Source organism: Micromonospora sp. NPDC004704 (assembly GCF_053601675.1).
Map to the genome: position 1 here is coordinate 79,467 of NZ_JBSGCD010000012.1, position 14,578 is coordinate 94,044.

Genomic DNA, 14,578 nt, shown 5'->3' on the forward strand with positions numbered 1-14,578 from the left:
CTTGTACTCGGTGGGCTACGACGGGGGAGGGAGTCAGCCGCGTACGGGCTCGGCCGTGGCGGTCGGTGCCGGAGCGGCCGGCTCCAGGGCGTCGGGCAGGTCGTCGACGTCCCGCAGCGAGCGGCGGGACCAGGCGAACGCCACCAGCAGCACCATGAGGGTGCCGACCACGGCGAAGACCAGGGCGGTTCCCCGGCCGTCGCCGGTGCCGACGATCGTGCCGACGCTGCCGGCCAGCGCACCGTCGGGGCGCATCAGGGGTTCGAAGACCTGGTCGGCGAGGGGACCGGCGAGCAGGTACGAGACCGGGATGCTGGCGTCACCGACAACCCGCGCGGCGGCCAGCACCCGGCCCAGGACCTTCGGCTCGGTCTTGGTCTGGATCAGGGTCATGGTGGAGCTGTTCACGATCGGCAGGGTGAACAGGAACAGCGGCGCCACCACGGCGATCAGCCACGCCGACGGGCTCAGCGAGTGCAGCACCAGGGCGACCCCGCCGAGGGCCAACCCGCCGAAGACGGCGTGGATCCGCCGGGCCGGTCCGCCCCAGGCGGTCATCACCAAGCTCCCGGCGAAGAGTCCGGCGCCACCGGCGAACATCAGCACCCCGAGGGTGTCCGGCGAGGCGAACGACAGGATCAGCGGCTGGACCAGCACACCGGCGAAACCGAACAGGAAGTTGTACGCCCCGAAGAGCACCATGAGCTGCCACAACCCGGTGTGGGCGCGCAGGTAGTGCCAGCCGGCGGCGGCCTCCCGCAGCACCGGTTCGCGGGTACGTTCGGCGGCCGGGCGGGTCGCCTCGACCGGCAGCCGGACCAGCAGCAGGGTCAGCGACGCGACCGCGAAGGTGACCAGGTCGATGGTGAGGACCCCGTCGATCCCGATGGTCACCACCAGGACCCCGGCGATCAGCGGGGCGGCGATCTGGGCCGCCCTGGTCACCTGCATCAGCCCGTTGAACCGGGCCAGGTGCGCCTTGCCGACCAGGGCCGGTGTCATCGCCTGGTAGCTGACCTGGTGCACGGTGGACGAGGCGGCGCTGAGTGCGCTGGCCAGGTAGATGTGCCAGACCTCGAGGTTGTCGGTCGCCACCAGCAGGGCGAGCGCGGCCGTGCCGATCGCCGCCCCGAGATCGCTGAGCAGCATCACCCTGCGGCGGTCGAACCGGTCGGCGATCACCCCGGCGAACGGGGCGACCAGGACCGCGGGCAGGCTGCTGGCCAGGAAGATCAGCGAGAACTGGGTGACCGATCCGGTCTGCTGGTACACCCAGACGCCGAGCACGAAGCCGGTCAGGCTGGAGCCGACCAGGGAGACGAGCTGACCGACCCAGACCGCGATCAGCAGGCGGGCTCGGACTCGTTCAGCCATGCGTACTCCCGGAATCGGTGGAGCCAGGTGGCGGGTCGAGGAACCCGGTCCGGACGTACCAGGCCAGGTAGGTGTGGACCAGCGCCGGGTCCGCGGGCGGGCAGGTGATGCCGGCCGGCGCCAGCGCCGCCTCGGTCCGGGTGCAGTCGAAATTCGGCTGGGTACGCCGGGGCGCCTGCTCGCCGAAGAGCGGGGTGAACGGTGCCAGGGCCACGTCCGGCCGGGCCAGCAGAGCAGCCCGCCACCGGTCGTACGGCACCAGGTCGACCGGGTAACCGAAACCGCTCAGCGCACCGGCCAGGTCGCCGAAGGAGATGGTGCTGTTGTTGTAGTAGTGGAAGTCGTCGTTCCGGCTGCCCGGCTGCCGGGACAGGTGCCCGATCGCCCGCCCCACGTAGTCGACCGGGGCCAGGTCGGCGTGGTCGTCGGGGATCTCCGGCACCGCGCCGAGCTGCACGAACGTCTTCAACAACCGGCTGAAGTAGTCGTCGGCGTTGCCGACCCCGGTCCCGGCGTGGCCGGTGATCCTGGCCGGTCGGTGCACGCTCACCGACAGTCCGCGCGCCCGCGCCGCCCGGACCAGCGCGTCCGCCGCCCACTTGGTGGAGTTGTAACCGTCGCCGAGCCCGGTGCAGTCGTCCGGTGCGTCCCGCTCGTCGACCACACCACCGACCCGGTCCGGGGTGAGGAACACCCCGAGGGTCGAGACGAGCTGCACGGCGGTCGGGCGCCCGGCGGCGGCCAGCCGGAGCACCTCCAGGGTGCCGTTCACGTTCGCCGGCCGCAGCCGCTCGTACGGCATCAGGAAGTTGACCAGCCCACCGTTGTGCAGGACCAGGTCGGTACGGTCGGCCAGGGCGGCGAAGTCCCCCCGGTCCAGCCCGAGCCCCGGCTCACCGAGATCCCCCGGTACGCCGACCAGACGACCGTGGTACTCGTCGCGCCAGAGGCCGTAGCGGAGCAGGTTGTCGCGTACCCGGTCGGTGGCCGCCTGCGGGGTGCCGGCCCGGACCAGACAGTGCAGCTCCGCCCGGCTGTGGTCGAGCCAGTCCGCGAGCAGGTGCGCGCCGAGGAATCCGGTGGCCCCGGTGACCAGGACCGTCTCCGGTACCGCCGCCGGTTGTCCTCCCGGCAGGCGGTCGGCGACGTCGTCGGGGAGGACGGCGTCTCGGCGTACCCGATCGGGGTCGAGCCGGTGGCCGGCGTGCCCGGCGCGGGCCCGGTCGATCCGCTCGGCGAGACCGGCCAGGTCCGCGGTTTCGAACAGTGCCCGCAGCGGTAGGTCCACGCCGAGGTCGGCGGTGATCCGGGCGGCCAGGGGGCCGGCGAGCAGCGAGTGTCCACCGAGGTCGAAGAAGTTGTCCCGGACGCCGACCCGGTCGGAGTCGAGCAGCCCGGCCCAGATGCCGGCGAGCGCGCGTTCGGTCGGGGTCCGGGGCGGCACATGGTCATCGTCGAGCGGCTGGTCGGCCGGGGCGGGCAGGGCCGCCAGGTCGAGTTTGCCGTGCGAGTTCAGCGGCAGCTCGGGCAGGAACACCACGTGCGCGGGCACCAGGTAGTCCGGCAGCCGTTCCCGCAACCCGGCCCGGATCACGGCCGTCGTCGGCGCCGGCACGCCCGCCGGCACCAGGTACGCGACCAGGCGCGGCCCGGTCCCGTCGTCGCGGACCGTCACCGCCGCCCGCGCCACCCCCGGTTGCGCCGCGCAGGCGACCTCCACCTCGCCCAGGTCGATCCGGTGCCCACGGATCTTCACCTGCCGGTCGGTGCGGCCGAGGAACTCCAGCGTCCCGTCCGGCCGGTGCCGGGCCAGGTCACCGGTCCGGTAGAGCCGCGCACCAGGGGGCCCGTACGGGTCGGCGACAAAACGCAGCGCGGTGAGCCCCGGCGCGCCGAGGTAACCACGGGCCGGTGCGGTGCCGCCGACGTACACCTCGCCGGTGAAGCCGATCGGCACCGGGCGCAGCCGGGCGTCGAGCAGGTGCACCCGGACCCCGGCCAGCGGGCGCCCGATCGGCAACTGGCCGAGACCGGGCAGCTCGGCGGCGTCCACGGTCTCGTACGTGGTGGCGCAGACGGTCGCCTCGGTCGGGCCGTAGTGGTTGTGGATCCGTACGGTGCCGCCGGTGGCTTCCGCCCAGCCGCGTACCGCCCCGGTCTGGGCCGCCTCGCCGCCGATCATCAGCGCCCGCAACCCGGTGTCCGTACGCGGAGCCGCCCCGGCCAGGTCCGCCACCCACCGGGCCCAGAGCGGGGCGGCGGTGTCGACCAGGGTGATGCCCTGCTCGGCGCAGAGGCGGAGCAGGTCCGGTCCGGTCAGTTCGGCCGGTCGCCGGTGCACGACCAGGGCCGCTCCGGCGACCAGGGCCGGGAACAGGTCGCCGACCGAGGCGTCGAAGCTGAGCGGCGGCAGCATCAGCAGCCGGTCGCCGGGTCCGATCGCGTGCAGGTCGACGAAGGCGCGGGTCAGGTTGACAGCGGTCCGGTGGGTGACCATCACGCCCTTGGGCGTACCGGTGGAACCGGAGGTGTAGATGACGTACGCGAGCTGGTCCGGCCGGGTCACCGGCAACGGTGTGGCGTCGTCGGTGTCGTCGCCCGCGTCGGTGTCGTCCACGGACAGGACCGGGCCGGGGTGGGCGGCGAAGCGGTGCGCGTCGGCCGGATCGGCCAGGAGCACCGGTGCCTGCGCGTCGGCGAGCAGCCCGAGCAGCCGCGCGGGCGGGTGACCCGGATCCAGCGGCAGGTACGCCCCGCCGGCCCGGAGGATGCCGAGGATGCCGACGACCGCCGCCGTACCGGCGGGCAGGACCAGTCCGACCGGGACCTCCGGGCCCACCCCGGCGCGGCGCAGCCGCCGGGCCAGCCGGTCGGCCCGCCGGTCGAGTTCGCCGTAGGTGAGCACCCGGTCGCCGTCGACCACCGCCGGTGCGTCCGGCGCCGCCACCGCCCGCGCCCGGATCAGCTCCGCCAACCCGTGCGGCGGTTCCGCCGCGTCCCCGGTGTCGTTCCAACCGGCCAGGGCCTGCCGGTCGTCGGGGCCGAGCAGGTCCAGTTCGGACAGTCGCCGGTCCGGGTCGGTGACGAGCGCCCGGAGTACGAGTTGCAGCCGGTCGGTGAACCGGCCGATGGTCGAGGGGTCGAACAGGTCGGTGTTGTAGTCGACCACCCCGGACAGGGTCGGGTGGGTCTCGAAGAACAGCACGGTGAGGTCCAGCCGGGCGGTCTCCCGGTCGAAGCTCACCGGCCGGACCTCGAGTCCCGGTGACTGCCGCCCCTCGATCGCCGGGTTGACCACGCACATCACCTGGAACAGCGGGTTGCGGCTCGGGTCGCGGGGCAGGTCGGCCAGCTCGACCACCTGGTTCAGCGGGAGGTCGGCGTGGTCGAGCGAGTCGACGCAGGTACGCCGTACCCGCTGCAACGCGGTGGCCAGGCTGGGGTCACCGGACAGGTCGGTACGCAGCGCCAGGCTGTTCACCATCAGCCCGACCACGGACTGCAGTTCCGGGGTGGACCGGGTGGAGACCGGTGAGCCGACGCAGATGTCCTCCTCGCCGGTCCACCGGTGCAGCAGCACCTGCAACGCGGTCAGGACCAGCATGAACCGGGTACACCCGGTGGACCGGGCCAGCCCGTCGAGGGCACCGGTCAGCTCCGCCGGCACCTCGAACCGGTGGGTCGCCCCGGCGAACGTCTGCACCGGCGGACGCGGCCGGTCGGTGGGCAACTCCAGGGCGCCCGACGCCCCCGCGAGCTGCCCGGCCCAGAAGTCCCGCTGCCGCTGCGTCAGGCCGGTGTCGAGGGCCTGCTGCCGCCAGAGCACGTAGTCCGGGTACTGCACCGAAGGCGGTTGCGCGGTGGTGCCGCCGAGCAGCCCGTCCAGTACCTCGCCGAAGACCGTCGACAGCGACCGCTCGTCGGCGATGATGTGGTGCAGGCTCAGTACGAGCAGGTGCTCGTCCGGCTCGATCCGGGTCAGCTGGATCCGTACCAGCGGCCCTTGTTCCAGGTCGAAGCCGGTCTCGATGCAGGTGCGGGCGAGCCGGTCGGCGTGCGCCTCCCGGTCACCCGGTTCGTCGCGGAGATCGTTGACCTCGATCGGGATCCGGATCCGCGGGTCACCGGGCGCCAGCACCACCTGCTCGGTCCGGCCGTCGTCGAGGTGGAACACCGTACGCAGGGCCTCGTGCCGGTCCTGGACGGCGTCGACCGCCGTACGCAGGGCGGCGGGGTCCAGGGTGCCGGTGACCGTCACCGCGACGGACAGCGCGTACGCGCCGTTGCCGGGGTCGAGCCGGTCGAGGAACCAGAGCCCCTCCTGTAGTGGGGAGAGCGGGATCCGGGTGCCGGGTGCCCGTACCGGGATGCTGGTCGAACGGCGGGCGAAGGTCACCCCCCGCCGGGCGAGCAGCTCCCGGATGAGCTGCTCGCGGGCGGCGGAGTCGACCTCGGTCACGACGGCTCACCCAGCAGGCTGCGGAGCTGCTCGGTCGACATCCCGTCCAGGTCCCGGCGAAGCTCCGCGACGGTCACCACATGCCCCGGTACGGGTTCCCGGGCAACCAGTGCGTCGGTCATCGTGGCCACGGTCGGCGCCTCGAACAGCACCCGGATCGGCACGTCCATCTCGAACGCGGTCCCGATCCGGCTCAACGCCTGGGCGGCGAGCAGGGAGTGGCCGCCGAGCTGGAAGAAGTCGTCGTGTACGCCGACCCGCTCCACCCCCAGCACCTGCTGCCAGATGTCCGCCAGGGTCTGCTCGACCGGGTTGCGGGGGGCGACCCGCTCGACGGTCACCGCGTCCCGCCAGTCCGGCTGCGGCAGTGCGCCCCGGTCGGTCTTGCCGTTCGCGTTGACCGGCAACGCGGTCAGGGTGACCAGGGTCGCCGGCACCATGTAACCGGGCAGCCGGGTGGCCAGCCACGGGCGCAGGACCGACCAGAGGTCCGGGGTGCCGGCCACGGACGGCACCACGTACGCGACCAGCCGGGTGTCGTCCGAGCCGGCCGCCCAGGTGGTGACCACCGCGTCGGTGACCAGGTCGTGGGCCCGCAACTGCTCCTCGATTTCCCCCAGCTCGATCCGGAAACCACGGATCTTCACCTGGTGGTCGGTCCGGCCGAGGAACTCCAGCCGCCCGTCGGCGCGCTGCCGGGCCAGGTCACCGGTGGCGTAGAGCCTGGCGCCCGGCCGACCGGTGAACGGGTCCGGGACGAACCGGGACGCGGTCAGCCCCGGCCGGCCCGGGTAACCCCGGACCACTCCCAGGCCGCCGATGTGCACCTCGCCGACCACGCCGACCGGGACCGGCTCGCCGATCCGGTCCAGCACGTACAGCTCGGTGTTGGCGATCGGCGTACCCAGGTCGATGGCGGCCGGCGACGGCGCCACCGGTGTCGCGGCCGACCAGACCGTGGTCTCGGTCGGGCCGTAGCAGTTCCACAGCGTCGCCCCGTCCGCGATCAGCGCGTCGGCCAGGTCCCGGGGCAGCGCCTCCCCGCCGCAGAGCCGCAACCGCAACCCTTCCGGGACCCCGCCGGTGGCCAGGAGCAGCCGCCAGGTCGCCGGGGTCGCCTGCATCGCGGTGATCCCGTCCGCGACCAGCCGTTGCCGCAGGGCGGTGCCGTCACCGGTGACGGCGGTGTCCACGATGGTCAGCGGGGTGCCGCTGAGCAGCGGGACCAGCAGTTCGAGCACGGAGATGTCGAAGGAGAGGGTGGTGACGGCCGCGAACCGGTCGGCCGGGGTGAGGCCGAGGTCGTCGTGGAACGAGGCGACCAGGTTCAGCACCGCCCGGTGCGGGACCGCGACGCCCTTCGGCCTCCCGGTCGAACCCGAGGTGTAGATCAGGTAGGCGAGCCCGTCCGGGTGCGCCGGGACCGGGTCCGCGTCGGCCGGGGCCGCCGCCAGCTCGGCGGCATCGTCGTCCAGACAGACCACCACGGGTACGTCGGCCAGCAGGTCGGCCAGCCTCTCCCGGACCGACCGCTGGGTCACCACCACCGTGGCCCCGGAGTCGGTGAGCAGGTAACGCAACCGGTCGGCGGGCAGGCTCGGGTCCAGCGGCAGGTAACCCGCACCGGCGTGCCAGGCACCGAGCACCCCGACCAGCATCCCGACCCCGCGTTCGAGGCAGATCCCGACCGGGCTGTCCGGCGCCACCCCACGGGCCCGCAGCACGTATGCCAACCTGGCCGCCCGCCGGTGCAGCTCGGCCGGGTCGACCGCGCCGTCCGGGCCGCTGACCGCCGGGACCTCGCCCGCCTCCGAGTCGTCGGTCGGCAGCAGCTCCAGCACCGAGGCGACCGGTGGCAGCCCACGGGCGGTGCTGTTCCAGTCGACCACCGAACGCCAACGCTCCACCCCGGCGAGCAGCGGGATCTCCGCCACCGACCGGTCCGGGTCGGCGAGCGCCACGTCGAGCAGGGTGGTGAGCTGGCGGGCCAGCCGGGCCACCGTGTCGGCGTCGAACAGGGCGGTGTCGTACTCGACGGCCATGTGCATGACCCCGTCCGGGGTCATCTCGCCGACCAGGGAGAGGTCGAACTTGGCGGTGCCGCTGTCGACCAGCAGCGAGGTGGCGGTCACCTCGCCCAACGCGAGGATGGCCGGCGGGGTGTTCTGCACGATCAGCTGGGTCTGGAAGACCGGGGCGTGGCCCAGGCTGCGTTCCGGCGCCAACTCCTCGACCAGCTTCTCGAACGGGACGTCGCCGTTGGCCAACCCGCCGAGGGTGGCCTCGCGGACCCGGTCGACCAGCTCCCGGAAGTTCGGTAGACCGGCAACCGACACCCGCAGCGGCAGCGTGTTGACGAAGAAGCCGATCAGCGGTTCCAGGTCGGCGTGGTTGCGCCCGGCGACCGGGGTGCCGACGACCAGTTCGTCCTGGCCGCTGGACCGGGACAGCAGCGCGGTGAAGGCGGCCATCAGGGTCATGAACATGGTGGCGCCGCTGGACTGGTTGAACTCCTGGATCCGGCGCAGCAGCGGGGCGGAGAAGTCCCAGTAGTGCACCGCGCCCCGGTAGGACTGGGCCGCCGGGCGGGGCCGGTCGGTGGGGAGGGTGAGCAGGGCCGGTGCGCCGCGCAACTGGTCCAGCCAGTAGTCGAGCTGGTCCCGCAGTGCCGGACCGGCGAGCTTCTCCCGCTGCCAGAGCGCGTAGTCGGCGTACTGGGCCGGGAGGTCGGGCAGCTGTGGCGACCGGCCGGCGCACAGGGCCCCGTACGCGGTGTTCAGCTCGGTGAACAGCACCCCCAGCGACCAGGCGTCGGAGACGATGTGGTGCAGGCAGAGCGACAGGTGGTGGTCGTCGTCGGCGGTCCGGACCAGCCGGGCCCGGAACAGGGGGCCGTGGGCCAGGTCGAACGGGCGACGGGCCTCCTGCCAGAGCAGCCGTGCGGCGTCGTCGGCCGACGCCCCGGTCAGGTCGGTGACCTCCAGCACCGGGCCGGCGTCGGCGCGTACGACCTGCACCGGTTCGCCGCCCGAGTCGGCGAAGGTGGTACGCAGGGCGCCGTGCCGCCGGACGATCAGCTCCAGGGCGGCCCGCAGCGCGTCGACGTCGATCAGGCCGCGCAGCCGGAACGCGACCGGGATGTTGTAGACCGGGTCGCCGGGCTGGAACCGGTCGAGGAACCACAGCCGCTGCTGCCCGAACGACACCGGGTACGTGCGGGGGGCGTTCGCCCGCTCGGTCAGCATGCGGGCCAGCAGGGCCCGCTTGTTCGGCGTGGTACCGGTGTGACCCGTCCCGTTTCCTTCGCTCATGATGCTGCTGCTCCTTGCTGGTCGGCCAGTTGGGGCACCGGCGGTCGCGGGATCACCGGTGCCGGATGGGGCGCAGGGAGGCCGAACTCGTTCGCCGCGGCGGTGACCCGGCTGCGCAGGGCCGGCGGCGTGTTGGCGCCGAACAGGCGCAGATACGTGGCGACCGAGCCGGGATCGTCGGCGAGGAACGGGAAGTCCGACGAGACCATGTGCCGGATCGCGAGCAGCGGCACCGGGCTGTACAGCGGCCGGAAGTCGAGATTCCACAGCCCCGCCTTGTCCGGCGGACCACTGTGGAACTCGCCGATCATCAGGCCCTCGGCGACGTACTGCGGTTTCAGGCGTTCCTGGGTGGCGTCGACGATGGCGTTCGCCTCGGCCTGCGGCACGTCCGGCAGGGTCAGCAGGATGGTCTTGAACTGGGCGGCCGGGCCGGTGGTGGGCGGTAGCTGGCGGAACCAGTCGCGGTAGGTCATCAGCAGCTCGTCGAGGGCACCCGGTTCGACCGTCTCGCCCCGGTGCACCGCCAGGTAGAACATGCCCCGGTCCAGGGACGCCTGCGCGAACGGGCAGACCGGTCCCTTGCGTCCCAGCTCCGGATGGGGTCGGCAGAGGTACTCGCGGGCCCACCGGAGCACGCTGAGGAGTTTGTCCTCGACGCCCGCCAGCAGCGGGTGGACCGCCTCGGTGGTCAGGTCGAACTGTTCCACCAGCACGCAGGCCGGTTGTTCGGGATGGATCAGCACTTTTTCCTCACCGCCCCGGGGTCCGGCGGGCGCGTACCGACCGGGTCACGGCGTGCAGCAGCCCGGCGCCGAGCGCCAGGGCGCCACCGGTCGCGGCGGCGCGGAGCAGCCGGTCCTGCCGGCCGGACCGGGCCAGTGCCTCGGCGTACGGGGTGGTGGTGTGCGCGACCATCGTGTACAGCGGCGTCCAGTACGCCGGCAGCAGGCGGCTGAGCACCCGGTCAGCGCCGGCCCGCAGCGCGTACGCCGGGCGGTGCACCCGGTCGCGCAGCTCGACGAAGTTGCGGGTGGACAGCTCGGCGAGCACGTCGGTGTGCGGCCGGCGGGCCGCCTCGTACGCGGCCAGTGCCGCCCCCCGGTCGGCGTGCCGGTCCAGGCACTGGTCGAGCACCAGGCAGTCCTCGAAGGAGGCGTTCATGCCCTGCCCGTAGAACGGGTAGACGGCGTGCGCGGCGTCACCGACCAGCACCACCCGGTCGCCGTGCCGCCACGGGCTGGTCCGTACGGTCACCATCTGGCCGGTCGGGTGTTCGAGCACCTCCTCGACCAGCCGGGGCATCAGCTCCTCGGCGTCCGGGAAGTTCTGCCGGAAGAAGGCCCGGACGGTGTCCGGGGTGGTGAGTGCGGCGAAGCTGTGCGGGCCCTCGAAGGGCAGGAAAAGGGTGCAGGTCAGCGATCCGTCCACGTTGGGGTGGGCCACCATCAGGCCGTGCTCGCCGGGCCAGACGTGCAGCGCCTCCAGGCGTACCCGGGGTTGGCCGTTGTCGTCGGCCGGGATGGTCAGCTCCTTGTAACCCCAGTCCAGGAACTCCTGGCTGTGGTTGGCCCGCTGCCCGTGGTGCAGTTGCTGCCGTACGGCGGAGAACGCCCCGTCGGCGCCGACCACCAGGTCCGCGGTCACCTCCTCGGTGGTGCCGTCGGCGAGCCGGGTCACGGCGACGGTCGACACCTCCCGGTCGAGCCCGTGCAGCCGCCAGCCGAAGTGGAAACGCACACCGGGCTGGGCCTCGGCCGCGTCGACCAGTACGGCGATCAGCTCGTCGCGCAGCACCGAGTGCAGGATCTGGTGGCCGTGCACCCCGTACGGCTGGAAGCTCACCGTCCCGTCGGGTGAGTGGACCACCCGCCCGCGCATCGGCACGCTCCGTTTGAGTACGTCGGCGAGCAGCCCCACCTCCTGCAGGGCGCGCATGCCACGGGCGGAGAGCCCCAGGTTGATCGAGCGTCCGGCGGCACCGGCCGGGGTCAGCCGGGGGTCGTCGCGCCGTTCGTAGACGTCCACCGCCCAGCCCCGTCGGGCCAGGTAGACGGCGGCGAGTGAGCCGGCCAGGCCGGCACCGATGATCACGGCACGGTCCCGGCGGTCGGTCGGGGACGGCGTGGCCGTCATGAGCCCTCCTCGGCGATAAGCGTGTCCAACAGCTCGTCGATCTCCCGGTCGGAGAGGTCGTCGAGCGAGGCGAGCAGGTCCTGGGCGCTCGGCCCACCGGCCGCGACCCGGTCGGCCGTACCGGTCGCTTCGCCCTCGGCGGTGGCCGGGTCGGCGACCAGCGGCGCGAGTTCGGCGATGGTCGGTGCGGCGAAGAGCAGGCGCAGCGGCAGGTCGACCCCGAAGGTGGCGCGGATCCTGGCGATCAGCCGGGTCGCGGTGAGCGAGTGCCCACCGAGGGCGAAGAAGTTGTCGTGCACCCCGACGTCGGCCAGCCCGAGGACCTCGCGCCAGAGCACCGCCAACCCCTCCTCGGCCGCGGTACGCGGTGCCACCTGCCCGGCGCCGCTGGTCTCCCGCCACACCGGCTCCGGCAGGGCCCGACGGTCGATCTTGCCGCTGCCGGTACGCGGGAACCGGTCCACCGGAACCAGCGTCGCCGGCAGCATGTACTCGGGGAGCTGGCCGGCGAGCGCGGGGCGCAGCCGGGACCAGAGCGCCGCCGGGTCGGCTTCGGCTTCGGTCGGCACCACGTACCCGACCAGCCGGACGTCCTCGGCGCTGGCCCGCCAGGTGACCACGACCGCGTCCCGGATCGCGTCCTGGGCCCGCAGGGCGGCCTCGATCTCACCGAGTTCGATCCGGTAGCCACGGAGTTTGACCTGCTGGTCGGCCCGGCCGAGGTACTCCAGCCGGCCGCCCGGCAACCAGCGGGCGAGGTCGCCGGTGGCGTAGAGGCGGGCACCGGGTCGGCCGCCCCACGGGTCGGGGCGGAAGCTGGTGGCGGTGCGGGCGGCGCTGCCGTGGTAGCCCCGGGCCACCCCGAGCCCGCCCAGGTGCAGTTCGCCGACCGCACCGACCGGCACCGGAAGCCCGGCCGGGTCGAGCAGGTAGAGGCGGGTGTTGGCGACCGGGTCGCCGAGGTCGACCGGGCCGTGCGTACCGACCGGACCGGCGGTGGAGTAGATGCTCGTCTCCGACGGGCCGTACCCGTTGACCAGGGTGGCGCCGTCGGTCAGCAGGGCGTCGGCGAGGTCGCGGGTGAGTGCCTCGCCGCCGCTGATCCGCAGCCGTACGCCGGACGGCACCCCGCCGGCGGCGAGCAGCATCCGCCAGCTCGCCGGGGTGGCCTGTACGACGGTGACGGCCCGGTTGGCGATCTCGGTGCGGAGCGCGGCGGCGTCGACCGCGAGCCGGCTGTCGAACAGTTCGATCCGGGCGCCGGCGAGCAGCGGCAGAATCAGCTCGACCACGGAGATGTCGAAGGCGATGGTGGTGATCGCGGCGACCCGGTCGTCGGGGGTGAGCCGGAGCAGCCGTTCGAAGCCGACCAGCAGGTTGACCACCGAGCCGTGGGTGACCGCCACGCCCTTCGGGACACCGGTCGAGCCGGAGGTGTAGAGCAGGTAGGCGAGGCTGTCCGGGTGCCCGGTCTGCTCGGGCGCGGTCGCCGGCAGGGTCCGCAGCCGGGCGGTCACCTCGTGGTCGTCGAGCTGGATCACCCGGGTCCCGGCCGGCCAGCACTCACCGGTCCGCGCGACGCTGGCCCGGTCGGTGAGCACCACCGAGGTGCCGGCGGTGGTCGCCATCCCGGTCAGCCGGGCGACCGGGAGTTCCGGGTCCAGCGGGAGGTAACCGCCGCCGGCCTGCCAGACCGCGAGCATCGCGGTGAGCACGCCGGTGCCCCGGGACAGGCAGAGGCCGACCGGTACGTCGGTGCCGACGCCGTACTCGCGGAGCAGGTGGGCGAGGCGGTTGCGGTCGGTGGTGAGTTGCCGGTACGTCAACGTGGCGTCCAGCGCGGCCACCGCGACCGTGTCCGGGTCCGCCGGCGGGTACTGGGCGAACAGTTCCGCGACCGAGGCGTACGGCGGCGCCACCGCCTCCTGTGCCCGCCACCCGGCGACGATCTCGTCCCGGGCCTCCGGGCCGAGCAGCGGCAGCTCGGCGATCGGGGTCGCGGGTTGGGCGACCGCCGCCTCCAGCAGTGCCAGGTACGCGCTCGCGAACCGGTCGATCCTGTCCGGATCGAACAGCTCGGTCCGGTACGTCAGCCGCCCCCGCAGCCGGTCCGGCCGCTGCTCGATGGTGAGCGTGAGGTCGAACTTGACGTTGCCGTTCTCGTGCAGTTCCGGGGCGATCCGCAGCCCCGCCACCTCGACCGGCGCGGGTGTCTCCTCCAGCGCGAACATCACCTGCACGACGGGGGAGAAGGCCAGGCTGCGCTGCGGGGAGAGCAGGTCGACCAGTTCCTCGAACGGCACGTCCTGGTGGGACTGGGCGGCGATCGCGCTGCTCCGGGCGCCGCGCAGCAGCTCGGTGAAGGTGGTTCGTTCCTCGAACCGGCCGCGTAGCGCCAACGTGTTGGCGAAGAACCCGACGACCCCCTGCGTCTCCGGCCTGCTCCGCCCCGCGACCGGTACGGCGACCAGCAGGTCCTGCTGGCCGCTGAGCCGGTGCAGGAGTGCCTGGAACCCGCCGAGCAGGACCGCGAACTCGGTGGCGTCGGCGTCCCGGGCGAGTCCGCGTACGCCGGTGGACAGGGTTGCCGGGATCTCGAACGTGACCAGGCCACCGGCCGATGACTGCTCCGGCGGGCGGGGCCGGTCGGCGGGCAGGTCGAGCAGGGTCGGCGCACCGGCCAGCTCGTCGTGCCAGAAGGCGAGGTCGTCGGCGAAGGCGGAGCTTCCGGCCTGTTCGCGTTGCCAGACGGCGAAGTCCGCGTACTGGATCGGTGGTGGTGGCAGGTCCGGTTCCACCCCGGCGACCGCCGCCCGGTAGCCGTGCGCCAGCTCGGCGAAGACGGTCTCGAACGACCAGCCGTCGGCGATGATGTGGTGCACCACCAGCACGAGCAGGTGGTCGTCCGGGGCCAGCCGGACCACTCGGGCCCGCAGCAGCGGACCCTCGGTCAGGTCGAACGGTTCCCGGCTCTCCGCGTCCAGCACCTCGGCCGCCTCGGTAGGGGCGTCGCCGGCCGGTTCGGTGACCGGCAGCCGTACCGCCCACGGTGGGCTGACGAGCTGCGCCGGTTCGCCGTCGACCGAGGTGAAGGTCGTACGCAGCACCTCGTGCCGTTCGACCAGCCAGCTCAGCGCCGATTCCAGCGCGTCCACCCGCAGCTCGCCGGTCAGCCGCACGGACCAGGCGATGTTGTACTCCGCCGAGCCCGGATTCAGCTGGTCCAGCATCCACAGCCGACGCTGGGTCGACGAGGCGGGCAGGACGAAGGTCTCACCGGTCATCAGCTCTCCTTGGT

At 73.2% G+C, this 14,578-nt stretch carries 6 protein-coding genes; all 6 read right to left on the reverse strand.

What is annotated here, in order from left to right:
• Nucleotides 1-33: 33 nt before the first annotated feature.
• The 6 genes from ACWEFB_RS18590 to ACWEFB_RS18615 are packed head-to-tail and all read right to left on the reverse strand — an operon-like array spanning nt 34 to nt 14,564.
• A complete protein-coding gene (locus tag ACWEFB_RS18590) occupies nt 34-1,374 on the reverse strand; it encodes an MFS transporter (RefSeq protein ID WP_452286953.1) in 1,341 nt (446 codons plus the stop codon).
• A complete protein-coding gene (locus tag ACWEFB_RS18595; RefSeq protein WP_452286955.1) occupies nt 1,367-5,833 on the reverse strand; it encodes a non-ribosomal peptide synthetase in 4,467 nt (1,488 codons plus the stop codon). The genes ACWEFB_RS18590 and ACWEFB_RS18595 overlap by 8 nt, the downstream gene beginning before the upstream one ends.
• Nucleotides 5,830-9,144 carry an amino acid adenylation domain-containing protein gene (locus ACWEFB_RS18600; protein ID WP_452286957.1) on the reverse strand — a complete coding sequence of 1,105 codons (3,315 nt, stop codon included), beginning with the start codon at nt 9,142-9,144 and terminating at the stop codon, nt 5,830-5,832. The genes ACWEFB_RS18595 and ACWEFB_RS18600 overlap by 4 nt, the downstream gene beginning before the upstream one ends.
• Nucleotides 9,141-9,890, reverse strand: coding sequence for a DUF6875 domain-containing protein (locus ACWEFB_RS18605; RefSeq protein ID WP_326556940.1), 750 nt, complete (start codon nt 9,888-9,890; stop codon nt 9,141-9,143). The genes ACWEFB_RS18600 and ACWEFB_RS18605 overlap by 4 nt, the downstream gene beginning before the upstream one ends.
• A 7-nt stretch (nt 9,891-9,897) precedes the next feature.
• The gene (locus ACWEFB_RS18610; RefSeq protein ID WP_452286959.1) at nt 9,898-11,280 is read right to left on the reverse strand and encodes an FAD-dependent oxidoreductase; all 1,383 of its coding nucleotides are present in this window, start codon (nt 11,278-11,280) and stop codon (nt 9,898-9,900) included.
• The gene (locus ACWEFB_RS18615) at nt 11,277-14,564 is read right to left on the reverse strand and encodes an amino acid adenylation domain-containing protein (RefSeq protein WP_452286961.1); all 3,288 of its coding nucleotides are present in this window, start codon (nt 14,562-14,564) and stop codon (nt 11,277-11,279) included. The genes ACWEFB_RS18610 and ACWEFB_RS18615 overlap by 4 nt, the downstream gene beginning before the upstream one ends.
• Nucleotides 14,565-14,578: the final 14 nt, after the last annotated feature.